This is a genomic window from Streptomyces sp. HUAS ZL42, from assembly GCF_040782645.1.
In the GTDB taxonomy this organism is placed as follows: Bacteria; Actinomycetota; Actinomycetes; order Streptomycetales; family Streptomycetaceae; genus Streptomyces.
In genome coordinates, this window is sequence record NZ_CP160403.1 from 7,436,078 (window position 1) to 7,462,749 (window position 26,672).

At 69.8% G+C, this 26,672-nt stretch carries 20 protein-coding genes; 12 read left to right on the forward strand and 8 right to left on the reverse strand.

Annotated features, from left to right (window positions below):
• The first annotated feature begins 117 nt into the window (after positions 1 to 117).
• From ABZO29_RS33830 to pgi, 7 genes are all read left to right on the forward strand, one after another.
• Entirely contained in the window at positions 118 to 3,075 is a 2,958-nt protein-coding gene (locus tag ABZO29_RS33830; protein WP_367323985.1) for a M14 family zinc carboxypeptidase, read from the forward strand.
• Positions 3,076 to 3,331: 256 nt separating this feature from the next.
• Positions 3,332 to 4,339 (forward strand): type I glyceraldehyde-3-phosphate dehydrogenase, encoded by a 1,008-nt coding sequence (gene gap / locus ABZO29_RS33835; RefSeq protein WP_367323986.1) that lies wholly within the window; start codon positions 3,332 to 3,334, stop codon positions 4,337 to 4,339.
• Between the two features lie 137 nt (positions 4,340 to 4,476).
• Positions 4,477 to 5,688: a phosphoglycerate kinase gene (gene pgk / locus ABZO29_RS33840; RefSeq protein ID WP_367323987.1), complete on the forward strand. Its 1,212-nt coding sequence runs from the start codon at positions 4,477 to 4,479 to the stop codon at positions 5,686 to 5,688.
• A 5-nt stretch (positions 5,689 to 5,693) separates the two neighbouring features.
• Entirely contained in the window at positions 5,694 to 6,470 is a 777-nt protein-coding gene (tpiA, locus tag ABZO29_RS33845) for a triose-phosphate isomerase (RefSeq protein ID WP_367323988.1), read from the forward strand.
• A gap of 101 nt (positions 6,471 to 6,571) precedes the next feature.
• Positions 6,572 to 6,802, forward strand: coding sequence for a preprotein translocase subunit SecG (gene secG / locus ABZO29_RS33850; protein ID WP_189718317.1), 231 nt, complete (start codon positions 6,572 to 6,574; stop codon positions 6,800 to 6,802).
• 210 nt (positions 6,803 to 7,012) lie between these two features.
• Positions 7,013 to 7,348, forward strand: a complete 336-nt coding sequence (locus ABZO29_RS33855; RefSeq protein ID WP_079083975.1) for an RNA polymerase-binding protein RbpA — start codon at positions 7,013 to 7,015, stop codon at positions 7,346 to 7,348.
• A 220-nt stretch (positions 7,349 to 7,568) separates the two neighbouring features.
• Positions 7,569 to 9,224: a glucose-6-phosphate isomerase gene (gene pgi / locus ABZO29_RS33860; protein WP_367323989.1), complete on the forward strand. Its 1,656-nt coding sequence runs from the start codon at positions 7,569 to 7,571 to the stop codon at positions 9,222 to 9,224.
• Positions 9,225 to 9,258: 34 nt separating this feature from the next.
• Here pgi and ABZO29_RS33865 read toward each other — a convergent pair whose 3' ends face one another.
• The 3 genes from ABZO29_RS33865 to ABZO29_RS33875 are packed head-to-tail and all read right to left on the reverse strand — an operon-like array spanning position 9,259 to position 12,811.
• Complete coding sequence (locus tag ABZO29_RS33865; RefSeq protein WP_367323990.1) at positions 9,259 to 11,541, reverse strand: ABC transporter permease; 2,283 nt, start codon at positions 11,539 to 11,541, stop codon at positions 9,259 to 9,261.
• Positions 11,542 to 11,546: 5 nt separating this feature from the next.
• Positions 11,547 to 12,299: an ABC transporter ATP-binding protein gene (locus ABZO29_RS33870; RefSeq protein WP_367323991.1), complete on the reverse strand. Its 753-nt coding sequence runs from the start codon at positions 12,297 to 12,299 to the stop codon at positions 11,547 to 11,549.
• Positions 12,296 to 12,811: a PadR family transcriptional regulator gene (locus ABZO29_RS33875; RefSeq protein ID WP_367323992.1), complete on the reverse strand. Its 516-nt coding sequence runs from the start codon at positions 12,809 to 12,811 to the stop codon at positions 12,296 to 12,298. The genes ABZO29_RS33870 and ABZO29_RS33875 overlap by 4 nt, the downstream gene beginning before the upstream one ends.
• Positions 12,812 to 12,932: 121 nt before the next feature.
• On the opposite strand from ABZO29_RS33875, the gene ABZO29_RS33880 reads away from it, so the two are divergent.
• From ABZO29_RS33880 to ABZO29_RS33900, 5 genes are all read left to right on the forward strand, one after another.
• The gene (locus ABZO29_RS33880; RefSeq protein WP_367323993.1) at positions 12,933 to 14,204 is read left to right on the forward strand and encodes an ABC transporter substrate-binding protein; all 1,272 of its coding nucleotides are present in this window, start codon (positions 12,933 to 12,935) and stop codon (positions 14,202 to 14,204) included.
• A 130-nt stretch (positions 14,205 to 14,334) separates the two neighbouring features.
• Positions 14,335 to 16,017 (forward strand): glycoside hydrolase family 13 protein, encoded by a 1,683-nt coding sequence (locus ABZO29_RS33885; protein WP_367323994.1) that lies wholly within the window; start codon positions 14,335 to 14,337, stop codon positions 16,015 to 16,017.
• A gap of 40 nt (positions 16,018 to 16,057) precedes the next feature.
• Complete coding sequence (locus ABZO29_RS33890; protein WP_367323995.1) at positions 16,058 to 17,386, forward strand: ABC transporter substrate-binding protein; 1,329 nt, start codon at positions 16,058 to 16,060, stop codon at positions 17,384 to 17,386.
• A 6-nt stretch (positions 17,387 to 17,392) separates the two neighbouring features.
• Positions 17,393 to 18,766, forward strand: coding sequence for an ABC transporter permease subunit (locus ABZO29_RS33895; RefSeq protein ID WP_367323996.1), 1,374 nt, complete (start codon positions 17,393 to 17,395; stop codon positions 18,764 to 18,766).
• Positions 18,763 to 19,602, forward strand: coding sequence for a carbohydrate ABC transporter permease (locus tag ABZO29_RS33900; RefSeq protein WP_367323997.1), 840 nt, complete (start codon positions 18,763 to 18,765; stop codon positions 19,600 to 19,602). The genes ABZO29_RS33895 and ABZO29_RS33900 overlap by 4 nt, the downstream gene beginning before the upstream one ends.
• 158 nt (positions 19,603 to 19,760) lie before the next feature.
• Here the strand turns inward: ABZO29_RS33900 and pgl are convergent, their stop codons facing one another.
• The 5 genes from pgl to tkt are packed head-to-tail and all read right to left on the reverse strand — an operon-like array spanning position 19,761 to position 26,418.
• The gene (gene pgl / locus ABZO29_RS33905) at positions 19,761 to 20,543 is read right to left on the reverse strand and encodes a 6-phosphogluconolactonase (RefSeq protein ID WP_367323998.1); all 783 of its coding nucleotides are present in this window, start codon (positions 20,541 to 20,543) and stop codon (positions 19,761 to 19,763) included.
• Entirely contained in the window at positions 20,540 to 21,625 is a 1,086-nt protein-coding gene (gene opcA / locus ABZO29_RS33910; protein ID WP_367323999.1) for a glucose-6-phosphate dehydrogenase assembly protein OpcA, read from the reverse strand. Before opcA ends, pgl begins: the two co-directional genes overlap by 4 nt.
• On the reverse strand, positions 21,622 to 23,160 hold the full coding sequence (zwf, locus tag ABZO29_RS33915) for a glucose-6-phosphate dehydrogenase (RefSeq protein WP_367324000.1): 1,539 nt from the start codon (positions 23,158 to 23,160) through the stop codon (positions 21,622 to 21,624). Before zwf ends, opcA begins: the two co-directional genes overlap by 4 nt.
• A 4-nt stretch (positions 23,161 to 23,164) precedes the next feature.
• Positions 23,165 to 24,283 carry a transaldolase gene (tal, locus tag ABZO29_RS33920; RefSeq protein ID WP_367324001.1) on the reverse strand — a complete coding sequence of 373 codons (1,119 nt, stop codon included), beginning with the start codon at positions 24,281 to 24,283 and terminating at the stop codon, positions 23,165 to 23,167.
• Positions 24,284 to 24,315: 32 nt separating this feature from the next.
• Positions 24,316 to 26,418: a transketolase gene (gene tkt / locus ABZO29_RS33925; RefSeq protein ID WP_367324002.1), complete on the reverse strand. Its 2,103-nt coding sequence runs from the start codon at positions 26,416 to 26,418 to the stop codon at positions 24,316 to 24,318.
• Positions 26,419 to 26,672 lie beyond the last annotated feature (254 nt).

The window sequence follows — 26,672 nt, forward strand, 5'->3', positions numbered from 1 at the left end:
CAAATGGGCGTCGGCACCGGCGTGTTACCTGTCCCTGAGGCGCCCTTGACTCGATCATGGACTGTCATGAGCCTGGCATCTGTTCGCTGCTGTGGCGAACCCACGCAAGGGGGGTTCATGAGACGTAGAGCGAGATCGATCCTCGCTGTCGGCGCGCTCCTGATCGGCGGAGCGAGCATCGCACCCATCGCCCAGGCACGACCGGTAAGTCCGGGCGGCTCCGACGACGGCGCGGAAGTCAAGGTCTACCGCGCCGAAGTCACCAAGAAGCAGGTGCCCCTGTTGCTGGCCGCCGGGCAGGACGGCCACGAACTCGGCGAGCAGGCGCCCGAGAAGGGCACGGCCACCGTCGAGGTCTACCTCACCGAGAAGCAGGCCGAGAAGCTCGAGAAGCAGGGCGTCGACCTCACCGAGCACACCCTTTCGGCCAAGGCCGAGAACCGCGTGGGTGCCGCCGCCGAGGGCGTGTACCGACCGTACAGCGGAAGCGGTGGCCTCAAGGAAGAGATCGTCAGGACCGGCCAGGAGAACCCCGATCTCACCAAGGTCGTCTCCATCGGAAAGACCGTCAACGGCCAGGACATCCTCGCGCTCAAACTGACCAAAGGCGCGAAGAAGTCCAAGGACGGCTCCAAGCCCGCCGTGCTGTACATGTCCAACCAGCACGCGCGCGAGTGGATCACGCCGGAGATGACCCGGCGTCTGATGCACTACTACCTGGACAACTACAAGACGGACAAACGCATCAAGAAGATCGTCGACTCGACCGAGGTGTGGTTCCTCATCTCAGCCAACCCCGACGGCTACGACTACACGTTCAAGGACTCCGACGCCCGCCTGTGGCGCAAGAACCTGCGGGACGTCAACGGCGACGGTGTCATCTCCACCGGCGACGGCGTCGACCTCAACCGCAACTTCGCCTACAAGTGGGGCTACGACGACGAGGGTTCGTCCCCCAACCCCACCAGCCAGACCTATCGCGGCGCGGCCCCGAACTCCGAGCCCGAGACCCAGGCGCTGGACGCCTTCGAGAAGCGCATCGGCTTCACCTACGGCATCAACTACCACTCCGCCGCCGAACTCCTCCTCTACGGCGTCGGCTGGCAGGTCGCCACCCCGACCCCGGACGACGTCCTCTACAGGGCCCTGGCCGGTACGCCGGACAACTCCGCGGTCCCGGGCTACCACCCGCAGGTCTCCTCGGAGCTGTACACCACCAACGGCGAGGCGGACGGCCACGCGGGGAACGTCAACGGCATGGCGATGTTCACCCCGGAGATGTCGACCTGCCAGACCGCGTCGAACATCGACCCGAACGACGCCTGGAACGCGGCCGACTGCCAGTCGATCTTCAACTTCCCGGACGACGAGAAGCTGATCCAGGACGAGTTCGCCAAGAACATCCCGTTCGCCCTCTCCGTGGCCGAGACCGCCGCGCACCCCGACACTCCGTCGTCCTCGGTCGGCCTGAAGGCCGCCGACTTCACCCCGGCGCCGTTCACCACGTCGTACTCGCGCGGCGCCGACCAGAAGGTCTCCGTCGTCGTCCGCAAGTCCGTGCGGGACAAGGAGCTCAAGTACCGCGTCAACGGCGGCCGTACTAAGGACACGGCGCTCAGGGCCTGGAGGGGCGGCGAGACGTACGGCGGTGACGACAACCTCTACTTCGACGAGTACCGGGCCAAGGTCCGGGACGGCGAACCGGGCGACAAGGTCGAGGTGTGGTTCACCGGCAGGACCAGGGGCGGAAAGGCCGTCTCCAGCGCGCACTTCACCTACACGGTGGCGCAGCGGCCGCGCGCCGACGTCCTCGTGGTCGCCGAGGAGGGTGCCGCCGCCACGCAGGCGCAGGCCTACGTGGACGCGCTGAAGGCCAACGGCCGCAAGGCGATGGTCTGGGACGTCGCCACCCAGGGCGCGCCCGACGCGCTCGGCGTGCTGAGCCACTTCGACACCGTCGTCCACTACACGGGCGCGAGCGTCCCCGGCAACGCCACCCAGCTCGAACTGCGCGCCTTCCTCAACGAGGGCGGCAAACTGATCGAGGCGGGCGAACTGGCCGGCGGCAACGTCGACCTCGGCGACGGCACCCTGTCGAACGATTTCAGCCAGTACTACCTGGGCGCCTACTCCCGCACGTCGACCCCCGGCGCCACCGGCTTCACCGGCACCGGTGGGCTCGGCGGCCTCAGCGCGGTGCTCGGCGGCGCGCCCGGCAACCCGCTGGACAGGGCGGGCACCTACGGGGTCACCTCCGACGAGCTGCCGGCGGACAAGTACCCGCAGTTCGCGAGTGCGGGCGCGGGCCGCTTCGCCGGGACGGTCAACCCGTACGGGCCCTACGCGGGCTCCTACATGGCGGCCGCCGTCCACACCGACGACGCCTACAAGCGCCTCACCCGCACCATCGACCTCACCGGCGTCGCCGCGGCCGCCGAACCCACGCTGCGCACCCAGCTGCTGTGGGACACCGAGCCGGGCTACGACAACGCGCTGGTCGAGATCCACACCGTGGGCGCCGACGACTGGACGACGCTTCCGGAGGCGGGCGGTGCCACCAGCACCGCGGTCCCGGCGGAGTGCGGAGCCGGCTTCTACATCGGTGAGCACCCGTGGCTGCGGCACTACCTCACTCTCGCTTCCAACGACTGCACCGCGACCGGCACCAGCGGCTCCTGGAACGCGCTCACCGGCGCCTCCAGCGGCTGGCAGCAGGTGAACTTCGACCTGAGCGCGTATGCCGGCCAGTCCGTCGAGGTCTCGATCAGCTACGTCACCGACCCCGGCACCGGCGGCCACGGCGTCCTCGCCGACGACGCCTCGCTGGTCGTGGGCGGCACGGCCACCGAGACCGAGGGCTTCGAGACGTCCCTGGGCGCCTGGACGGTCGCGGGTCCGCCCGCGGGCAGCCCGGCCGTCCTGAAGGACTGGACGCGCACCGGAGCGCTGTTCCAGACGTACGGAGCGGTCACCACGGAGGACACCGTCCTGCTGGGCTTCGGCCTGGAGCACGTCACTTCGGCGGCCGACCGCAAGGCACTGATCGGAAAGGCACTCGCGGCGCTGGAAGAGTGACCATGAGTGGTCAAACGGGAAACGTGACCATGAGTGGTCAAAGATGACTGACTCTTCATAGTCAATTCGAGTGATTCGGCCATTCGGCCCGGGCGGTCCGTACCCCTACTGGCGGGTACGGACCGCCGTGCCGTGTATGGGGCATCTGGATGTCACCACGGCGGCCTCAGGGAGGTAGGGTCGGAGGCGGTCGGGGACATCCCAAACAGAGCTCGCCGGCACCGCATGGCCGGCGTACCAACGAGGAGATCGGTTCGTGACGATCCGCGTAGGCATCAACGGCTTCGGTCGTATCGGTCGCAACTACTTCCGCGCGCTGCTGGAGCAGGGTGCTGACATCGAGATCGTGGCTGTCAACGACCTGGGTGACACCGCGACCACCGCCCACCTGCTGAAGTACGACACCATCCTGGGCCGCCTCAAGGCCGAGGTGTCGCACACCGCCGACACGATCACCGTCGACGGCCACACCATCAAGGTCCTGTCCGAGCGCAACCCCGCCGACATCCCGTGGGGCGAGCTGGGCGTCGACATCGTCGTCGAGTCGACCGGCATCTTCACGAAGAAGGCCGACGCCGAGAAGCACATCGCCGGCGGCGCCAAGAAGGTCCTCATCTCGGCTCCGGCCAAGGACGAGGACATCACCATCGTGATGGGCGTCAACGAGAACAAGTACGACGCGGCCAAGCACCACGTCATCTCCAACGCCTCCTGCACCACCAACTGTGTGGCGCCGATGGCCAAGGTTCTCGACGAGAACTTCGGCATCGTCAAGGGCCTGATGACCACGGTCCACGCCTACACCAACGACCAGCGCATCCTGGACTTCCCGCACTCCGACCTGCGCCGCGCCCGCGCCGCCGCGGAGAACATCATCCCGACCACGACCGGTGCCGCCAAGGCCACCGCCCTGGTCCTGCCCCAGCTCAAGGGCAAGCTCGACGGCATCGCGATGCGCGTCCCGGTCCCCACCGGTTCGGCCACCGACCTGGTCGTGGAGCTGGAGCGCGAGGTCACCAAGGACGAGGTCAACGCCGCGTTCAAGAAGGCTTCCGAGGGCGAGCTCCAGGGCTACCTGGCGTACACCGAGGACCCGATCGTCTCTTCGGACATCGTCAGCGACCCGGCGTCCTGCACCTTCGACTCCTCCCTGACCATGGTCCAGGAGGGCAAGTCGGTGAAGATCCTCGGCTGGTACGACAACGAGTGGGGCTACTCCAACCGCCTCGTCGACCTGACGGTCTTCGTCGGCAACCAGCTCTGATCGTCAGAACAGGCACGTTCATGTGAGAGCAGGGCTCGGGCGGCGCAGGGACGCGCCGCCCGAGCCCTGACTCACGTACAGATCAGCCCTCTTACGATCACGAGCAGCATCACGAGTCCTCCTCAGGAGTCCCTTCAATGAAGACGATCGACGAACTTCTCGCCGAAGGCGTGGCCGGCCGACGGGTCTTCGTCCGCGCCGACCTGAACGTGCCGCTCGACGGCACCACGATCACCGACGACGGCCGCATCCGCGCCGTCCTGCCCACCGTCAAGGCGCTGGCGGAGGCGGGCGCGCGCGTGGTCGTCGCCTCGCACCTGGGCCGCCCCAAGGGCGCCCCGGACCCGGCCTTCTCCCTGGCCCCCGCGGCCGCCCGCCTCGGTGAACTCCTCGGCGCCGAGGTCCGGTTCGCCACCGACACGGTCGGCGAGTCCGCCCGGTCCACGGTCGAGGGCCTCGCCGACGGCCAGGTGGCCGTCATCGAGAACCTGCGCTTCAACGCCGGCGAGACCTCCAAGGACGACGCCGAGCGCGGCGCCTTCGCCGACCAGCTCGCGGCGCTTGCCGACGTGTACGTGGGCGACGGCTTCGGCGCGGTCCACCGCAAGCACGCCTCGGTCTTCGACCTCCCGGCCCGGCTGCCGCACGCCGCCGGCTACCTCATCGCGGGCGAGGTCGCCGTCCTGAAGAAGCTGACGGAGGACGTCCAGCGGCCGTACGTCGTCGCCCTGGGCGGCGCCAAGGTATCCGACAAGCTCGCCGTCATCGACGAGCTGCTCGGCAAGGCCGACCGCCTCCTCATCGGCGGGGGCATGGCGTACACCTTCCTCAAGGCCAAGGGCCACGAGATCGGCGTCTCCCTCCTCCAGGAGGATCAGATCCCGGCCGTCCAGGAGTACATCGAGCGCGCGGAGAAGAGCGGCGTAGAGCTGGTCCTCCCCGTCGACGTGCTGGTCGCGCCCGAGTTCCCGGACCTGAAGACGAAGGCACCGGCCAACCCCACCACCGTCGCCGCGGACGCCGTCCCGGCCGACAGGATGGGCCTGGACATCGGTCCGGAGTCCCGCAAGCTGTACGCCTCGAAGCTCGCCGACGCGGCCACCGTCTTCTGGAACGGCCCGATGGGCGTCTTCGAGCACCCCGATTTCGCCGAGGGCACCAAGGCGGTCGCCCAGGCCCTCCTCGACTCCCCGGCCTTCACGGTCGTCGGCGGCGGCGACTCCGCCGCGGCCGTCCGCCTCCTGGGCTTCGACGAGAACGCATTCGGCCACATCTCGACCGGCGGCGGCGCCTCCCTCGAATACCTCGAGGGCAAGACGCTCCCCGGCCTCGCCGCACTGGAGGACTGACCCACATGACCGCGCGCACGCCGCTGATGGCGGGCAACTGGAAGATGAACCTCAACCACCTCGAGGCCATCGCCCACGTCCAGAAGCTCGCCTTCGCCCTGGCCGACAAGGACTACGAGGCCGTCGAGGTCGCCGTCCTGCCGCCCTTCACCGACCTGCGTTCCGTGCAGACCCTGGTCGACGGTGACAAGCTCAAGATCAAGTACGGCGCCCAGGACATCTCGGCGTTCGACGGCGGTGCCTACACCGGCGAGATCTCGGGCCCGATGCTCGCCAAGCTGAAGTGCACGTACGTGGCGATCGGCCACTCCGAGCGCCGTCAGTACCACGGCGAGGGCGACGAACTTGTGAACGCCAAGGTCAAGGCCGCCTTCAAGCACGGCATCACCCCCATCCTGTGCGTCGGCGAGGAACTGGAGATCCGCGAGGCGGGCAATGCCGTCCCGCACACGCTCGCCCAGGTCGAGGGCGGTCTGAAGGACATTCCGGCCGAGCAGGCCGAGTCCATCGTGATCGCGTACGAGCCCGTCTGGGCCATCGGCACCGGCAAGGTCTGCGGTGCCGAGGACGCCCAGGAGGTCTGCGCCGCCATCCGCGGCAAGATCGCCGAGCTGTACACGCAGGAGCTGGCCGACAAGGTCCGCATCCAGTACGGCGGCTCCGTCAAGGCCGGCAACGTCGCCGAGATCATGGCGCAGGCCGACATCGACGGCGCCCTGGTCGGCGGGGCCTCGCTGGACGCCGACGAGTTCGTCAAGATCGTGCGCTTCCGCGACCAGTGAGTATGCGCTAGCGGCGATCCGTCGTACCCTTGCGGGGTCCAGCAGTGTGCTGGGCCCCGCGTCGTCCATCCGAATCCGAGGAAGTTGGTCCAGCCGTGGTTTTGGGGTTCTCGATCGCCCTGATCGTCTTCAGCCTGCTGCTGATGCTGCTGGTGCTGATGCACAAGGGGAAGGGCGGCGGCCTCTCCGACATGTTCGGTGGCGGCATGCAGTCCTCCGTAGGCGGCTCCTCGGTCGCCGAGCGCAACCTCGACCGCATCACCGTGGTGATCGGTCTGCTGTGGTTCGCGTGCATCATTGTGCTCGGCATCCTGATGAAGACGAACAGCTGATCAGCGGCTCGCACAAAGGCACATTCCGTACGTAAGGCCCCATGTTCGGTACGCGCACCTGAGCGCGGCCTATCATGGGGCTTGCGTCTAGGTGTGAGGGTTGTAACTCCAATCACTGGACGCGCGTTGGGCCTTACGTAGACTGAGGCGCTCGCAGCGAAGCGAAACGCCGACTCGCTTTGCGGCACCATCACGCAGGGAGTTACGACCGTGGCAAGTGGCAACGCGATCCGTGGAAGCCGGGTCGGGGCGGGGCCGATGGGCGAGGCCGAGCGGGGCGAGTCCGCGCCGCGCCTGCGCGTCTCCTTCTGGTGCTCCAACGGGCACGAGACGCAGCCCAGCTTCGCGAGCGACGCGCAGGTGCCCGATACCTGGGACTGCCCGCGCTGCGGCTTCCCGGCCGGACAGGACCAGGACAACCCGCCGGACCCGCCGCGCACCGAGCCGTACAAGACGCACCTCGCGTACGTACGGGAGCGGCGCAGCGACGCGGACGGCGAGGCGATCCTCGCCGAGGCGCTCGCCAAACTGCGCGGCGAAATCTAGAAGTTGAGGTCCGGCCGGGTGCCTGCGGGCGCCTGGCTGGAGCTGTTTGCGCCGATGGACGATCGCCTTCTTCGTCCTGCCCTCGCCGCGCTGATACCCGCGCTCCTGGTGAACGTATCTGTTGTTGCACCGACCGACGGCGCCACGACAGCTCACGTCACCCACTGATCAACTAGGTTGGGATCGGCAGCGGGGCAAGGAAAGAAGGCTGAAGTCCGACATGAACGCAGACGGCCGTACCAGGCTCAACCGGACGCCCGAGTGGACCGCTCTGGCAAAGCATCGCGAGGAACTCGGCGAGGTGCAGCTGCGAGAGCTGTTCGCCGCCGATCCCGGACGGGGCGACGGGTACACGCTGCAGGTCGGTGACCTGCACATCGACTACTCCAAGCACCTCGTCACGGACGAGACGCTGCGGCTGCTGCGCGAGCTGGCCGCCGCGACGGACGTGTTCGGTCTCAGGGACGCCATGTTCCGCGGCGAGAAGATCAACACGACCGAGGACCGCGCCGTGCTGCACACCGCGCTGCGTGCCCCGCGCGAAGCGGTGATCGAGGTCGACGGGGAGAACGTCGTGCCCGCCGTGCACGCCGTCCTCGACAAGATGGCCGCCTTCACCGAGCGCGTCCGCGCCGGAGAGTGGACCGGCCACACCGGCAAGCGCATCAAGAACGTGGTCAACATCGGCATCGGCGGCTCCGACCTCGGTCCTGCGATGGCCTACGAGGTGCTGCGCAGCTACACCGACCGCGACCTCACGGTCCGCTTCGTCTCCAACGTCGACGGTGCCGACCTGCACGAGGCCACCCGCGACCTGGACCCGGCCGAGACGCTGTTCGTCATCGCGTCCAAGACCTTCACCACGATCGAGACGATCACCAACGCCACGTCGGCCCGCAACTGGCTGCTGAGCGAGCTGAAGGCCGGCCCCGAGGCCGTCGCCAAGCACTTCGTGGCGCTGTCGACGAACGCCGAGAAGGTCTCCGCCTTCGGCATCGACACGGCCAACATGTTCGAGTTCTGGGACTGGGTCGGCGGGCGGTACTCCTACGACTCGGCGATCGGCCTGTCGTTGATGATCGCCATCGGGCCGGACCGCTTCCGGGAGATGCTCGACGGGTTCCGCCTCGTCGACGAGCACTTCAGGACCGCGCCGGCCGAGTCCAACGTTCCGCTCCTGCTGGGCCTGTTGGGCATCTGGTACGGCAACTTCCACGACGCCCAGTCCCACGCCGTACTGCCCTACAGCCACTACCTGTCGAAGTTCGCCGCCTATCTGCAGCAGCTCGACATGGAGTCCAACGGCAAGTACGTCGGCCGGGACGGCAAGGAGGTCGACTGGCAGACCGGCCCGGTCGTCTGGGGCACGCCGGGCACCAACGGGCAGCACGCCTACTATCAGTTGATCCACCAGGGCACGAAGCTGATCCCGTCCGACTTCATCGGTTTCGCCGAGCCGGTCGCCGAGCTGAGTGACGAACTCGGCGCGCAGCACGACCTGTTGATGGCCAACTTCTTCGCCCAGACGCAGGCACTGGCCTTCGGCAAGACGCCGGAGGAGGTGCGTGCGGAGGGTGTGCCGGAGGAACTGGTGACGCACAAGACGTTCAAGGGCAACCACCCGACGACCACGATCCTCGCGCGCGAGCTGACGCCGTCCGTGCTGGGCCAGCTGATCGCGCTCTACGAGCACAAGGTGTTCGTCCAGGGCGCCGTCTGGAACATCGACTCATTCGACCAGTGGGGCGTGGAGCTCGGCAAGGTCCTCGCCAAGCGCGTCGAGCCCGCACTGACGGAGGGCGCCGACGTACCGGGACTGGACGCGTCCACCAGGTCCCTGGTCGCCAAGTACCGGGAGCTGCGCGGCCGGCGGTGACCGGCTGCCGACGCCGACGTTGCGGGCGCGTTGGTCAGGCCACCGCGCTCAACGTGTCCGCGAGTCGGCGGCGTGCCGCGCGTGCCGCGGGAAGGGCGGCGAGGGCGGTGGCGCCGAGTACCGCGGCCGTGCCGAACAGCAGCAGGAGGAGCGGGGACGGTCCGTGCGCTATCCCGGCGCCGATGCCGCTGGACCTGCCCTGGGCGTCGATCAGCCAGCGTGCGAGCGGGAGGCCCGCCGCGATGCCGACGACGACCGCGGCCAGGGCGGTGCAGCCGGTGGCGGTGACGGTGATCGCGGTGATCTGCCGGGGCGACAGGCCGATCGCCTTGAGCGCCAGCAGGTCGCGCTCGCCCTCCCGCACGGCGCCGCCGATCGCCGTCAGGACCTCGACGATCCCGATGAGCGCGAGGACGGCGATCAGCCCGGCCACGACACCCCGCAGCGGCGAGAGCCCGTCGGCCGGGTTGGGTGCGGCGTGCACGTCGAAGTGGCCGTGGGCGGCGGTGGCCAGCTCCCCGGCGACCTCGTGCGGGTCGGCGCCCGGCTGCAGCCGTACCTGGTAGAGGGTCGGGCGCAGCCGCGGGTCGTTCTCGCGGAGGGTGTCGAGCGAGGTGGAGATCACGCGGCCCGCGTTCTCCGGTTCGATGCTGCGGCCGACGATGTGCAGGATCTGCGGCTGGTCGCCGACCGTCATCCGCACCCAGTCACCGACGTGTACGTTCAGCAGGTCGAGGAGGCCCTGCCCGGCGACCGCCTCGTCGGCGCCGTGCGCCGCACGGCCCTCGGCGAGGGTGTAGGGGTAGGGGTCCTGGTGGGTGCCGAGGCCGCGCAGCGCGATCGTGGCGGTCTGGCCGGGAACCAGGGCCGCCACCTCGACGCCCGGGTAGGCGGCGGTGACGTGCGGGTTGTCCTCCAGCAGGGAGCGGGCGGCCGCGTCGCCGAGCCCGCCGTCGGCGCGGACCGTGAGCGCGGCGGCGAGACCCATCTGATCGGGCCTGCTGTGGAAGCGGTCGATGGTGGTCCAGGCACTCATCGCCACCACCATCAGCAGCAGCGGAAGGGCGAGCCGGGCGAGCGTGGCCAGTGACCGGGGGCGGCGCGTGAACGCCTGGTGCCAGCCCAGCACCAGGGCGGGCGGCAGGCGCAGCCCCAGTGCCCCGCGCGACGCACGGGACAGCCGTCCGCCGGGCGCCCCCGCGGTCCGCGGCACCGGAACCGGCGGCACCCGCCCGGCCCGCCAGGCCGCGAGCCCGGTGACCGCGCCGATGAACAGCACCGCGCCCGCCGGTACGGCGAACAGCGCCACGGTGTGCCCGGGCAGCCCCTGCCACACGCCGACCGCGTCTCCGAGCCGCCCCGGGAGGCCGCTTCCCACCCCCTGGGTGAGCGCGGCACCGGCCACGGCGCCCAGCAGCGCGTAGGCGGTGTGCTGGAGCAGGAAGACGCGTACGACCTGGCCGGGCGTGAAGCCGATCGCCTTCAGGACCGAGATGTCCCGCAGGTGGCCGCGGATACGGGTGCCGATCGCCCCGTGCACGGCGAGTCCCGCGGCGACCAGCGCGCCCAGGCCGAACAGGCCCAGCACCTGGCCCAGCAGCCGGTTGCCGCCCTGCGCCTCGGCCTGTGCCTGCCGCCAGGTGGAGACCTCGCTGACCGCGCCGGCGCCCAGCACGGTGACGGCGCGCTGGACCGCGTAACCCGTGTCCTCCGGGTCCTTCAGGCGCAGCCCGGTCACCTGGCCGCCCGGGTCGCGCACGGCGGACGGCAGCGCCCAGACGAGCCCCGGCTCCTCGCCCGGGCTGTAGCTCGGCTCGGCGCTGTCGGCGACGCCGACGACGGTCAGCGTGCGGGCGGTGCCGGGCAGCGCGAGGGTGTCGCCGGGCTGGGCCAGGAGTGCCCGGGCGAGGCTGCTCTCCAGCACCACGCCGTCGGGGTCGGCCGCCTCGAGCCAGTGCCCGGAGGTGAGCAGCGGGCGACCCACGGCCGGTTGCCCGGGAGTGCCGCGCAGTTCGACGGAGGCCCGCACACCGCGGGAGGTGAGGGTGGCGGACTCGGTGGGGTAGGGGCCCGCGACCGACTCCACGCCGTCCAGGCCGGCGAGCCTGCCGGCGTCCGCCGAGGGACCGGTGTGGAGCCACACGTGCGCGCCCTGGGACTGCGTGAACACGCGCTGCCAGGGGTTGGTCGCGTAACCGAAGAGCGCCGTCGCCAGCAGCAGCGACACGACGATCCCGGCGGTGGCGAGCACGATGAACAGCGCCTCGCCGCGATGCGTGCGCAGATCGGAGTGCGCCCAGCGCAACGTGGCCCGCATGTGGTTCAGTCCCTCAGCTCCAGGACGCCGGATATCCCGGTCCCGCGCCGCGCCGGCGTCCCGTCCAGCTCCGCGTCGTCCACGATCCGGCCGTCGAAGAAGCTGATCACGCGGTCCGCGGTGCTCGCCAGCCGGGCGTCATGGGTGACAAGTACGATGCTCTGCCCGCGCTGGTGGAAGCGGGAGAGCAGCCGCATCACCTCGCGGGTGCCCTTGCTGTCCAGGCTGCCCGCGGGTTCGTCGGCCAGCAGCAGCGGCGGATGGTTGACCAGGGCCCGGGCCAGCGCGACCCGCTGCTGCTCACCGCCGGACAGCTCGCCCGGCATGCTCCGCTCCTTGCCCGCGAGACCCAATTCGGCCAGCAGCTCCTCCCGCTCGGCGCGCGCCTGCTTCGGCGAAACCCCGGCGAGCAGGGCGGGCAGCTCCACGTTGTCGGCGACCGACAGATTGGACACCAGGTTGAAGAACTGGAAGACGATCCCGATCCGCTTTCTGCGTTCCACCGCCCAGCGGGCCTCGCTCCAGGTGTCCGTACGCTCACCGTCCAGCCGGAGGCTGCCGCCGTCCGGCCGCTGCAGTCCGCCGAGCAGGTGCAGCAGCGTGGACTTGCCGGCGCCGGACGGACCGGTGACGGCCACGAACTCGCCCTGCCGTACGCGCAGATCGACGCCGCGCACGGCGTGCGCCGGGGCGCCCTCGCCGTAGTGGGTCTTGACCAGGCCCTCGGCGCGCAGCACCGGAGCGGGACTGTCGCTCACTCCAGCTCCTCCAGCTCTTCCTGGCACCGCTCCAGCCAGTCGAGGTCGGCCTGCAGGTGCAGCATCGCGCCCTCTATCAGCAGATGTGCGACGCGGTTGTCACGGTCTTCGGCGGCGGCCAGCTTCGACAGATCGCGCATGGTGGTGAGGTACTGGCGCCGCTGCTTGTTGATGAGGGCGATCTGGTCGGCGAGACCGGTCTGTGGGGCGAGCGCCAGCTTCATGAAGAACTCGTCCCGCACCCGCGGCTCGCCCTCGGGCTGTTCGAACCAGGCGCGCAGCGCCTGCAGCCCGGTGTCGGTGAGGTGGTAGACCTTCTTGTTGGGCCGGCTGGACTGTTCGACGTCCTCGCCCTCGATCAGTCCCTGCTTCTCGAGGCGGCCGAGGGTGACGTAGATCTGGCCGACATTCGGCTGAGGGTACGCGGAGCCCAGCAGTTGCTCAAGGCCCTGCTTGAGCTCGTAGCCGTGGGCCGGGCCGCGCGCGAGGAGGGCCAGGAGGGGCAGGCGCACGTGTGCAGTCCTCCTGTCCTCGTAATGTGCTCCAGGCCCTAGTATCGCGCATACCTAACAGGTATACATGGCCTCTGGACTCGGGCGAAGACGCCCGGCGCCGGTGTACAGGGAGGAACCTATGCGGTGGATCCATGCCGCGGGTAGGGGCCTCCTCGTTCTCGTCGTGGTCATGGCGGGTTACGTCACCTCGGGCGCCCGTGCCGACCAGGGAACCGGAGGCGGCCGGGGCCCGCTGACCCTGGCCACCGCCGGCGACCTCACCGGCTATCTGGGTTCCGTCCTGGAGGGCTGGAACCGTACCCATCCCGGCGAGAAGGTCACCCTCGTCGAGCTCCCGGACTCCGCCGACGAGACGCACGCGCAGATGACCACCGATCTGCGCGGCGGCGACCGCAGCCGCTTCGACGTCCTCAACATCGACGTCAACTGGACCTCCGAGTTCGCCGCCGCCGGGTGGATACGCCCTCTGCCCCGCGACCGCTTCCCGCTCGGGACCTTCCTGAAGCCGGTCGTGAAGACGGCGACCTACGAGGGACATCTGTACGCCGTCCCGTACGTCACCAACGCCGGCCTCCTTCTCTACCGCAAGGACGTCCTCGCCAAGGAGGGCGTCCCGCCGCCGCGCACCTGGACCGAACTGGAGCACGACGCGAAGACCGTCGCGCCGAAGTACGGTCTCGACGGCTACGCCGGCCAGTTCCTGCCGTACGAGGGCCTCACCGTCAACGCGGCCGAGGCCGTCTACTCGGCGGGCGGCACGATCCTCGGCGACGAGGGTGCGCGCGTCACGGTGAACTCGGCGGCGGCACGGGAGGGGATCGGGTTCCTGGCGCGCGGGGTGCGCGAGGGCTGGATACCCGAGCAGGCGCTGACGTACAAGGAGGAGGAGTCCAAGCAGGCCTTCCAGGACGGCAGGCTGCTCTTCCTCCGCAACTGGCCGTACGCGTACGTCGTCGCGTCGGCCGAGGGCTCGCCGGTGGCCGGGAAGATCGGCGCCGTACCGCTGCCGGGTCCGGACGGTCCGGGCAGGAGCGTCCTCGGGGGCTCGAACCTGGCCGTCAACACGCACGCGCGGCATCCCGACTCGGCCGCGCGCCTGATCGCGTACCTGACCAGCGAGCCCGTCCAGCGCCAGGTCCTCACGCGCGGTGCGCTGCCGCCCGTACGTGCCGCGCTGTACGAAGATCCCGAGCTGGTGCGGCAGTTCCCGTACCTGCCGACTCTGCGCACGAGTGTGCTCCACGCCGCCCCGCGCCCCAAGAGCCCGCGCTACGACCAGGTCAGCCTGGTGGTGCAGGCGGTCGTGCACGACGCGATGACCGGGCACATGACGCCCGAGGCCGCGGTGCGACGGCTGGCGCAGGAGCTGGCATCCATTCCCGGTCGATAGTTACTTGTTAGGTAACGCGACGGTCTCTCTTCCGCTCTCTCTGCCCCGATAAGTACGGATATAAAGGGCCAACTCTCCGGTAGTTTCTGCTTGCTCGTTGACACCTTCGCGACACCCCTACTTAACATGCATGCATAACCGTCAGCTCGCACAGACAGGCCACGGGGTGATCGACAAGACCCTCACGGCGCGCCGCTGGTGGCGCGACGCAGTGATCTACCAGGTGTACGTCCGCAGCTTCCTGGACAGCACCGGCGACGGCATCGGCGATCTCGCCGGGGTCCGGGCCGGGCTGCCGTACCTGAAGAAGCTCGGTGTCGACGGGATCTGGCTGAGCCCCTGCTACCCCTCGCCGCAGCACGACCACGGCTACGACGTGGCCGACTACTGCGACGTGGACCCGCTCTTCGGCGACCTCGCCGAGTTCGACCTGCTGATGGCTGCCGCCCGGCGGCTCGGCATCAAGGTGCTGCTCGACATCGTCCCCAACCACTGCTCCAGCGAGCACCCGTGGTTCCGCGAGGCCCTCGCCTCTGCGCCCGGCAGCGCGGCCCGTGCCCGCTTCCACTTCGCCGACGGCCGCGGCCCCGACGGCGCCGAGCCGCCCAACAACTGGCACGCCATGTTCGGCGGCCCGGCCTGGACCCGCGTCACCGAGGCGGACGGGCGGCCCGGCCAGTGGTACCTGCACATGTTCACGCCGGAACAGCCCGACTGGAACTGGCGCAACCCCGAGGTCGGCGCCGAGTTCGACCGCATCCTGCGCTTCTGGCTCGACCGGGGCGTCGACGGCTTCCGCATCGACGTCGCCGCCGGCCTCTTCAAGCACCCCGACCTGCCCGACTCCCCGGACCCGGAGGCCGACGCCCGCACCCGCGACTCGGTCAACCCGCTGGCCTGGAACCAGCCCGAGGTGCACGACGTGTGGCGGCACTGGCGGTCGGTGTGCGACGCGTACACGGAACGCGACGGCCACGACCGTCTGCTGGTCGGCGAGGTGTCCGTCCCCACCGCCCGCGAACACGCCCAGTACGTCCGCTCCGACGAGCTCCACCAGGCCTTCTTCTTCGACCTGCTCGGCGCGCCCTGGAACGCCGACGCCTTCCGCAAGGTCATCTCCGAGGCCATGCAGGACATAGCCGGCACCGGCTCGACGGTCACCTGGGTCCTCAACAACCACGACCAGGTCCGCACCGTCACCCGCTACGGCGAACCCGCCACCGAGGGCAGCGGCCTCGGCGCCGCCCGCGCCCGCGCCGCCGCGCTGCTGATGCTCGCGCTGCCCGGAGCGGCGTACATCTACCAGGGCGAGGAGCTGGGCCTGCCCGAGGTCGTCGACCTCCCCGACGACGTGCTCACCGACCCGATCTTCCGCCGCACGGGCAGCCGTGCCCGCATCCGCGACGGCTGCCGCGTCCCGCTGCCGTGGTCCGGACAGGCCTCCCCGTTCGGCTTCACCTCCGGCGTCGAGGGCGCCAAGCCCTGGCTGCCGCAGCCCGACTACTTCGCCGAGTACGCCACCGACCGCGCTCTCGCCGACACGCGCTCCTTCTGGCACCTGTACCGCGACGGCCTCCAACTGCGCGCCCAACTGCCCCAGTTGGGTGAGGGCACACTGCGCTGGCTGGACGCCGCACCCGGCGTCCTCGCCTTCGAGCGCGGCGACGGCCTCGTCTGCGCCGTCAATTTCGGTACGGCGCCCACACCCGCGCCGGTCTCCGGCACCCCCCTGCTGTCCAGCGGCCCCTGCCATGCCGGGGTGCTCCCCGGCTCCACGGCCGCCTGGTGGATGAGCGACGGCTCGACGCTCTGACCCCCCCGTCACCTCCCAACCCTCCGAAGGGACATCAACGATGATGCGACGACGTACCACCCTGCTCACGAGCTGCACCTCCCTCGCCCTCGCGCTCGGCGCGACCGCCTGCGGCGGCGGAAGCCCGGTCTCCGCCGGCGGCGGAGACAAGGCACTCGGCGGCCAGACCGTCACCGTGGCCGGCGTCTGGTCCGGCAGCGAGCAGAAGAACTTCCAGAAGGTGCTGGACGCCTTCAGTGAGAAGACCGGCGCCAAGACGCAGTTCGTGTCCACCGGGGACAACGTCTCCACCGTCGTCGGCAGCAAGATCGAGGGCGGCAACGCCCCCGACGTCGTGATGGTCCCGCAGGTCGGCGTGCTCCAGCAGTTCGCGCAGAAGGGCTGGCTCCAGCCGCTGTCCGAGACCACCCAGCAGGCCGTCGACGCCAACTACGCGAGCGTGTGGAAGAAGTACGGCAGCGTCGACGGCACCCTGTACGGCCTGTACTTCAAGGCCGCCCACAAGTCCACGGTCTGGTACAGCCCCGACGCCCTCACCCAGGCCGGCGTGAAGCCGCCGACGACGTACGACGACATGCTCAAGGCGGGACACACCGTCTCCGACTCCGGTCTTGCCGCCTTCTCGATCGCGGGCCAGGACGGCTGGACCCTCACCGACTGGTTCGAGAACATCTACCTCTCCCAGGCCGGCCCCGAGAAGTACGACGCCCTCGCCGCCCACCAGCTGAAGTGGACCGACCCGTCCGTCGTCGAGGCGCTCACCACGCTCGGCAAGCTCTTCAAGGACAAGCAGCTGATAGCGGGCGGCCAGAAGGAGGCCCTCAACACCGACTTCCCGGGTTCGGTGGAGAAGGTGTTCGGGCCCAAGCCCGAGGCCGGGATGGTCTACGAGGGCGACTTCGTCGCCGGAGTCGCCAAGGACCAGTTCGGCAGGACGATCGGCAAGGACGCGAACTTCTTCCCGTTCCCGGCCGTCGGCGGCGGCACCGCCCCCGTGGTCAGCGGCGGCGACGCGGCCGTCGTCCTCAAGGACGCCAAGAACGCCAAGGCGGGCATGAAGCTCCTGGAGTACCTGGCGACCCCCGAGGCCGCGGCCGTCTGGGCGAAGGCGGGCGGCTTCCTGTCCCCGAACAAGAAGCTCGACCTGGCCGAGTACGGCGACGACGTCGGCCGCGCGACCGCCAAGTCCCTCGTGTCGGCGGGCGATTCGGTCCGCTTCGACATGTCCGACCAGGCCCCGGCGGCCTTCGGCGGCACCAAGGGCGCCGGCGAGTGGAAGCTGCTGCAGGACTTCCTGCGCGACCCGTCCGACCCGAAGGGGACGGCGGCCAAGCTGGAGGACGCCGCGGCCAAGGCGTACGGGAACTGACCGCTCATGACCGCCACCACGCTCGTGACGAAGCAAGACGCGAGCCCCCCGCCGCCGCCCTCCGCGCTCGCCACCCGTGCGCGGCGCCTGCGGCGGCGGGGACGGATCGTCGCCCTGCTGTTCGTCCTCCCCGCACTGCTGCTGCTCGGCGCCCTGGTCGTCTACCCGGTGCTGTTCTCCGTCGGCCGCAGCTTCTTCGACGCCACCGGCACCCGCTTCGTCGGCGGTGACAACTACACCGAGATGTTCCGCGACCCGGCGACACTCAAGGCCATCCGCAACACCACGATCTGGGTGGTCGTGGCCCCGGCGCTGCTCACCGGTCTCGGCCTGATCCTGGCCGTCCTCGTGGAGAAGGTCCGCTGGGCCACCGCGTTCAAACTGCTGCTGTTCATGCCGATGGCGGTGTCCTTCCTCGCCGCCGGGATCATCTTCCGGCTCGCGTACGACGAGGACCCGGACAAGGGCGTCCTGAACGCCGCCGTGGTCTCGGTGCACGACGCCTTCGCGGGCTCCTCGTCGTATCCGACGGCGCGGGCCAGGGACGGGCAGGGGCTGACCGAGGGCGCGGACGGTTCGTACCGGACGGACGCGTCCGTGTCGCCGGGTGATTCCGTGACGCTGGGCATGGTCGGCGTGCAGCCCGAGGACCTGCCCGCGGGCGCCCGGCCCGCGTACGAGGCGGCCGGGCAGAGGCCGGCGCCCGACGAACTGCGCGGGGTCGTCTACCTGGACTTCACCCCCGGTGGGGGAGGGCAACAGGGCAAGGTCGACCGACGGGAGAGCGGGCTGCCGGAGATGACGGTGGAGGCGGTGCGTGACGGGCGGACCGTCGCGAGCACGACGACCGTGTCCGACGGCTCCTTCCGCTTCTCCGGGCTGGACTCCGGTACGTACGCGGTGCAGCTGCCGGCGTCCAACTTCGCACCGCCGTACGACGGAATCTCCTGGCTCGGTCCGGCACTCGTCACGCCGGCGATCATCGGGGCGTACCTGTGGATCTGGACGGGCTTCGCGATGGTGCTGATCGGCGCGGGTCTGTCGACGCTGCCGCGCGACGCGCTGGAGGCGGCGCGGATGGACGGGGCGAACGAGTGGCAGATCTTCCGGCGGATCACGGTGCCGCTGCTCGCACCGGTGCTGACCGTCGTCTTCGTGACCCTCGTGATCAACGTGATGAAGGTCTTCGACCTCGTCTACATCATCGCGCCCGGGCCGGTGCAGGAGGACGCCACCGTGCTCGCGACGCAGATGTGGCTGGTGTCCTTCGGCGGCGGCAACAACCAGGGGCTCGGCAGTGCGCTGGGCGTGCTGCTCCTGCTCCTCGTGGTCCCCGCGATGGTCTTCAACGTTCGCCGTTTCCGAAGGAGTCAGCGATGAACGCGGTCAGGCGCGGCCTGGGCAACGGGCTGGTGCAGGCCTTCCTGGTGGTGGTCGGCCTGATCTGGCTGACCCCGCTGGCGGGGCTGTTCCTGTCCTCGATGCGGTCGGCCGAGGAGGCCGTGACGGGCGGCTGGTGGACGGTGTTCACCAGTCCCGGCCAGTTGTCCTTCGACAACTACTCGGCGCTGCTGAAGAACGCCGGTATCACGCAGTCCTTCTGGAACACCGTGCTGATCTCCGTCCCGGCGACCACGCTGGTCGTGGTGATCGCGGCGCTCGCCGGATACGCCTTCGCCTGGCTGGAGTTCCCGCTGCGGGAGCCGTTGTTCCTGCTGGTGGTGGCGCTGCTGGTGGTGCCCGTGCAGATCGGGCTGCTGCCGGTGGCCAAACTTTTTGGCCAACTGGGGCTGTTCGGCACGATTCCGGGGGTCGTGCTCTTCCACGTCGCCTACGGGCTGCCGTTCGCGGTGTTCCTGCTGCGCAACTACTTCGCCGAGATGCCGAAGGAGATGCTGGAGGCGGCGCGGATGGACGGAGGCAGCGAGTGGCGCATCTTCACGCGGCTCGTGCTGCCCGTGGGGCGGCCCGCGATCGCCAGCCTCGCCATCTTCCAGTTCCTGTGGGTGTGGAACGACATGCTGGTCGCGTTGCTGTTCGCCGACAGCTCGTCGCAGCCGCTGACGGTCCAACTGCAGTCGCAGATACGTCAGTTCGGCAGCAACATCGATGTGCTCGCGCCGGGGGCGTTCCTGTCGCTGATCGTGCCGGTGGTCGTGTTCTTCGCGTTCCAGCGGCACTTTGTGCAGGGGGTGATGGCGGGGTCGGTCAAGTGAGCTCGGCTCCTTCGCCCCACGCCGCCAGGGGGCTCCGCCGTTGGGTGGTGGGTGGGCGAGGCGGGGTCGAAGGGACGGGGCCCCTGGGGATGGGGCGGGGCCCTGGGGAAGGGACTGGTAGGGGCGGCGGGGGCGAAAAGCCCACCGCCGCCCCCAACTCACGGCGAAGCCGGCGGATACAGGGACCGCGGCAGCTGCGATGCCGCCGCCGCGTCCAGTAGCCACAGCGTGCGGGCCCGGCCACGCGCCCCCGCCGCAGGCGCCTGGACCTCACCCGCCCCCGACAGCGCGATCGCCACCGCCTGCGCCTTGTCCTCGCCTGCCGCCAGCAGCCACACCTCACGCGCCGCCCGGATCGCCGGCAGCGTGAGACTCACCCGGGTCGGCGGCGGCTTCGGCGCGCCGTGCACACCGACCACCGTGCGCTCGGTCTCGTACAGCGCCGGCAGCTCCGGGAAGAGCGAGGCCACGTGCGTGTCCGGCCCGACGCCCAGCATCAGCACGTCGAACGTGGGCACCGCGCCATGGTTCTCCGGCCCCGCCGCCCGCGCCAGCTCCTCCGCGTAGGCGGCAGCCGCCGCTTCCACGTCGGCGCCGTACGGCCCGTCCGACGCGGGCATCGCGTGCACCCGCTTCGGGTCCAGCGGCACCGCGTCGAGCAGCGCCTCGCGCGCCTGGCTGACATTGCGGTCGGGATCGCCCTCGGGCAGGAACCGCTCGTCGCCCCACCACAGGTCCAGCCGGCCCCAGTCGACGGCGTCCCGGGCGGGAGCGGCCGCCAGCGCGGCCAGCAGGCCGTTGCCGTTGCGGCCGCCCGTGAGGACCACGGACGCATGGCCCCGGGAGGCCTGCGCGTCCACGATCTTCGTGATCAGCCGGGCCGCCGCGGCCTGGGCCATCAGCTCCTTGTCGCGGTGCACGACCAGCTGGGGAGCGCTCACTTGGCGGCCGCCTTCTTCACCGGGGCCTGCGCCGTCGCTTCCTTCGCGGGTGCTTCAGCAGCTGCCTCGCCGGGAGTGGGGACCGCTTCTCCTTTGGCCGGCGCATCCTCCTGCGCCGGAGGCTCGGAGACCGTCACCGCGTCGGGCACCGGCAGCGACGCGCTCAGCCGCTCCACCCCGAACCGCAGCGCCGAGGCGTACGTGTCGTCCGGGTCCAGCCGCCGCAGCTCCTCCGCGATCAGCTCGGCCGTCTCACGGCGCTTGAGCGCCACCGCACGGTCGGGCTGGCCCTTGATGGACAGCGTGGCCAGCGAACCGTCGGCGCGGTCCAGGACGATCGGCCCGCAGCTGGTGTCCATACGGACCGCCGTCAGGCCCGGACCCGACGACAGCGAGCGCCGCACCGGCACGTCCAGCCGGTCCGCGAGCCACATCGCGAGCAGCTCACAGCTCGGGTTGAACTCCTCGCCCTCCACCTCGACGGCCTTCACCTCGCAGGTGACCTGGTCCAGGGCCGCGGCCAGCATCGAACGCCAGGGCGTGATGCGGGTCCACGACAGGTCCGTGTCCCCCGGCGTGTAGGTGTCGGCGCGGGCGCCGAGCTCCCGTACCGGCTGCTCGGAGGCGTAGGTGTCGGTGACGCGGCGCTGGGCCAGCGCGCCCAGCGGGTCGGCCGCCGGGTCGAGCGGCGCGTTCACCGGCCACCAGACGACGACCGGCGCGTCCGGCAGCAGCAGCGGCAGCACGACCGACTGTGCGTGGTCGACCACCTCGCCGTACAGCCGCAGCACCACCGTCTCGCCGGTGCCCGCGTCCGCGCCCACCCGCACCTCGGCGTCCAGGCGGGACCGGGTGCGGTCACGGGGGGTGCGCGAGACGCGCCTGATGACGACGAGGGTGCGCGAGGGGTGCTCGTGCGAGGCGTCGTTCGCGGCCTTCAGGGCGTCGTACGCGTTCTCCTCGTCCGTGACGATGACCAGCGTGAGCACCATGCCCACGGCCGGCGTGCCGATCGCCCTCCGGCCCTGCACCAGGGCTTTGTTGATCTTGCTGGCCGTGGTGTCCGTGAGGTCTATCTTCATGGCCGGCGCCAGCTCCGTCCGTCTCGCTCGAGCATTTCGTCCGCCTCGACGGGACCCCAGGTGCCGGCCGGGTACTGAGCCGGCTTGCCGTGCTTGTCCCAGTACTGCTCGATCGGGTCGAGGATCTTCCAGGACAGCTCGACCTCCTCCGTGCGGGGGAAGAGGTTCGAGTCGCCGAGCAGCACGTCGAGGATCAGGCGCTCGTACGCCTCCGGGCTCGACTCCGTGAACGACTCGCCGTAGGCGAAGTCCATCGACACGTCCCGGATCTCCATCGAGGTGCCCGGCACCTTGGAACCGAAGCGGACGGTGACGCCCTCGTCGGGCTGGACACGGATGACGATCGCGTTCTTGCCCAGCTCCTCCGTCGCCGTGTGGTCGAAGGGAGAGTGCGGGGCCCGCTGGAAGACCACCGCGATCTCGGTGACGCGGCGGCCGAGCCGCTTGCCGGTGCGCAGGTAGAACGGCACCCCGGCCCACCGCCGGTTGTCGATCGCCAGCTTGATCGCGGCGTACGTGTCGGTCTTCGAGTTGGCGTCGATGCCCTCCTCCTGGAGGTAACCGACCGCCTTCTCACCGCCCTGCCAGCCCTCCGCGTACTGCCCCCGCACGGTGTCCCGGCCCAGGTCCTTCGGCAGCCTCACGCCGCCGAGCACCTTGGTCTTCTCGGCGGCCAGCGCGTCCGCGTCGAAGGAGGCCGGCTCCTCCATGGCCGTCAGGGCCATCAGCTGGAGCAGGTGGTTCTGGATGACGTCACGGGCGGCGCCGATGCCGTCGTAGTAGCCGGCGCGGCCGCCGATGCCGATGTCCTCGGCCATGGTGATCTGCACATGGTCCACGAAGGACCGGTTCCAGATCGGCTCGAACATCGTGTTGGCGAAGCGCAGCGCCAGAATGTTCTGGACGGTCTCCTTGCCCAGGTAGTGGTCGATGCGGAAGACCTGGTCCGGGGCGAACACCTCGTGGACGATCGAGTTGAGCTCCTTCGCCGACTCCAGGTCGTGACCGAAGGGCTTCTCGATGACCGCGCGGCGCCAGGACTCCTTCGTCTGGTCCGCCAGACCGTGCTTCTTCAGCTGCTGGATGACCACCGGGAAGGAGCGTGGCGGCACCGACAGGTAGAAGGCGAAGTTGCCGCCCGTGCCCTGCGCCTTGTCCAGCTCCTCGATGGTGCCGCGCAGCCGCTCGAAGGCCTCGTCGTCGTCGAAGGTGCCCTGGACGAAGCGCATCCCCTGGATGAGCTGCTGCCAGACCTCCTCACGGAACGGCGTACGGGCGTGCTCCTTGACGGCGTCGTGGACCTCCTGCGCGAAGTCCTCGTGCTGCCACTCGCGGCGGGCGAAGCCGACCAGCGAGAAGCCCGGCGGCAGCAGACCCCGGTTCGCGAGGTCGTACACCGCGGGCATGAGCTTCTTTCGTGACAAATCGCCCGTGACGCCGAAGATGACCAGGCCCGACGGCCCCGCGATACGCGGGAGCCGTCGGTCGGCGGGGTCACGGAGCGGGTTCGCCCCGGAACCGGCAAAAGGCGCCAAGATGTCAGCCCTCCGAGGGGGTGAGGCGCTTGAGTTCGGCCTCGGTCGACTTCAGGAGGTCGTTCCAGGACGCCTCGAACTTCTCGACGCCCTCGTCTTCCAGGAGCTGGACCACCTCGTCGTACGAGATCCCGCGCTCCTCGATCGCGTCGAGGTCGGCGCGGGCCTGCTCGTAGGTGGCGCGCACGGTGTCACCGGTGATCGAGCCGTGCTCCTCGGTGGCCAGCAGGGTGGCCTCCGGCATGGTGTTCACCGTGTTCGGCGCCACCAGCTCGTCGACGTACAGGGTGTCCTTGTACGCCGGGTCCTTCACTCCGGTGGAGGCCCACAGCGGACGCTGCTTGTGGGCGCCCGCGTTCTCCAGCGCGCTCCAGCGGTCCGAGGAGAAGAACTCCTCGTACGCCTGGTAGGCCAGGCGCGCGTTGGCGACGGCCGCCTTGCCCCGCAGGGCGGTGGCCGCGGGGGTGTCCTGGGCGTCGAGCCTCTTGTCGATCTCGGTGTCCACACGGGAGACGAAGAAGGACGCCACCGAACGGATCAGCGACAGGTCGAGACCGCGCTCCTTCGCCTTCTCGAGGCCGGACAGGTAGGCGTCCATGACCTCGCGGTAGCGCTCGAGCGAGAAGATCAGCGTGACGTTGACGCTGATGCCGAGGCCGATGACCTCGGTGATCGCCGGGAGACCGGCCTTGGTCGCCGGAATCTTGATCAGCGTGTTCGGGCGGTCGACCAGCCAGGCCAGCTGCTTGGCCTCGGCGATCGTCGCCCGCGTGTTGTGCGCCAGACGCGGGTCGACCTCGATCGAGACCCGGCCGTCCTGGCCCTCGGTGGCGTCGAAGACCGGGCGCAGGATGTCGGCGGCGTCCCGGACGTCCGCCGTGGTGATCATGCGGACCGCCTCTTCCACGGTGACCTTGCGGGCGGCGAGGTCCGCGAGCTGCTGCTCGTAGCCGTCTCCGCTGCTGATGGCCTTCTGGAAGATCGTCGGGTTGGTGGTGACGCCCACGACGTGCTGCTGGTCGATCAGTTCGGCGAGGTTGCCGGACGTGATCCGCTTGCGCGACAGGTCGTCCAGCCAGATCGCGACGCCTTCGTCGGAGAGGCGCTTGAGTGCGTCTGTCATGGAATTAATCTCCTACGTGTTGTATATGAGCGTCAGCGCTGGGCAGCGGCGATGGATTCCCGGGCCTTGGCGGCCACGTTCTCGGCAGTGAAGCCGAATTCGCGGAAGAGGACCTTGCCGTCGGCCGAAGCACCGAAGTGCTCCAGGGAAACGATGCGACCGGCGTCTCCCACGTACTTGTGCCAGGTGAGACCGATACCGGCCTCCACCGCGACGCGAGCCTTCACCGCGGGCGGCAGGACGCTCTCCCGGTACCCCTGGTCCTGCTGCTCGAACCACTCCACGGACGGCATGGACACGACCCGCGTCGGCACCCCGTCGGCCTGGAGCTGCTCACGCGCCTCGACGGCGACGTGCACCTCGGAACCGGTGGCGATCAGGATGACCTGGGCGTCCGTGTTCTGCCCTTCGGGCCCTTCCGCCTCGAACAGGACGTAACCGCCCTTTGCCGCGTCCTCGTTGGGCTCGTACGTCGGCACACCCTGACGGGTGAGGGCGAGACCGTGCGGCTGCCCCTTGCCGAACTCCTTGGTGTAGCGCCCCAGGATCTCGCGCCATGCGATCGCCGTCTCGTTGGCGTCCGCCGGGCGGACCACGTTCAGGCCCGGGATCGCACGCAGCGAGGCCAGGTGCTCGATGGGCTGGTGGGTGGGGCCGTCCTCGCCCAGGCCGATGGAGTCGTGCGTCCACACGTACGTCACCGGCAGGTGCATCAGGGCCGACAGGCGCACCGCGTTGCGCATGTAGTCGGAGAAGACGAGGAACGTGCCGCCGTAGATACGGGTGTTGCCGTGCAGCGCGATGCCGTTCATCTCCGCGGCCATCGCGTGCTCGCGGATGCCGAAGTGGATCGTGCGGCCGTAGGGGTCCGCCTCCGCGAGCGGGTTGTCCGCCGGGAGGAACGACGACGTGTTGTCGATCGTGGTGTTGTTCGAGCCGGCGAGGTCGGCGGAGCCGCCCCACAGTTCGGGGATGACGGCGCCGAGCGCCTGCAGCACCTTGCCGGACGCGGCACGCGTGGCGACGCCCTTGCCGGGCTCGAAGACCGGGAGCTTCTCCTCCCAGCCGGCCGGCAGCTCACCCGCGGCGATGCGGTCGAACTCGGCGGCGCGCTCGGGGTTGTTGTCCCGCCACAGCTGGAAGGACTTCTCCCACTGCGCCTTCGCCTCGGCACCGCGCTCCAGCGCCTTGCGGGTGTGGCCGATGACCTCGTCCGTGACCTCGAAGGTCTGCTCGGGATCGAAGCCCAGGACACGCTTGGTGGCCGCGACCTCGTCCTCGCCCAGCGCCGAGCCGTGCGCGGCCTCGGTGTTCTGCGCGTTCGGAGCCGGCCAGGCGATGATCGAACGCATCGCGATGAAGGACGGCTTGTCCGTCACCTGCTTCGCGGCCTCGATCGCGTGGTAGATCGCGTGCGGGTCGAGGTCGCCGTCCGGCTTCGGAGCGACTCGCTGCACATGCCAGCCGTAGGCCTCGTAGCGCAGAGCGGTGTCCTCGGAGACGGCCGTCTCGGTGTCGCCCTCGATCGAGATGTGGTTGTCGTCCCACAGCAGGACCAGATTGCCGAGCTTCTGGTGACCGGCCAGCGAGGACGCCTCGGCGGAGATGCCCTCCTGCAGACAGCCGTCACCGGCGACGACGTACACGAAGTGGTCGAAGGGGGACTCGCCCTGCGCCGCGTCCGGGTCGAACAGACCGCGCTCGTAGCGGGCGGCCATCGCCATGCCCACGGCGTTGGCGACCCCCTGGCCGAGCGGACCGGTCGTGGTCTCCACACCCTTGGTGTGCCCGTACTCCGGGTGACCCGGGGTCTTCGAACCCCACGTCCGAAACGCCTTCAGATCGTCCAGCTCCAGACCGAACCCGGCCAGGTAGAGCTGCGTGTACAGGGTCAGGGACGAGTGGCCGGCGGACAGCACGAAGCGGTCACGCCCGACCCAGTCCGGGTCCGCCGGGTCGTGCCGCATCACCTTCTGGAAGAGGGTGTACGCGGCAGGCGCCAGGCTCATCGCCGTACCGGGATGGCCGTTACCGACCCTCTGTACGGCATCGGCGGCCAGGACACGGGCAGTGTCCACGGCCCGCTGATCCAACTCGGTCCACTCGAGGTCTGTGGTGGTCGGCTTGGTGCTCACCCTGGGTCAGGGCTCCTCTCCACATGTCACACATGTCGAAATGCCGGTGCACGCGGCGCCCACCGGCCGTGGTCGAGCCTACCCCCGTAAGAACGTGCATTTTTTCGAGTCATTCCAGACTGCCGGGACTCGCGGGGATCCGCCTCCCGACTGGTCAAGGTCGCATTCGGCAAGTGAATACGGAGCCGCTCGTACGAGTGCTCAACAGAGTGCCCGAGAGCTCTTCCGCGGGGGTGACTCAACACGACCCCACC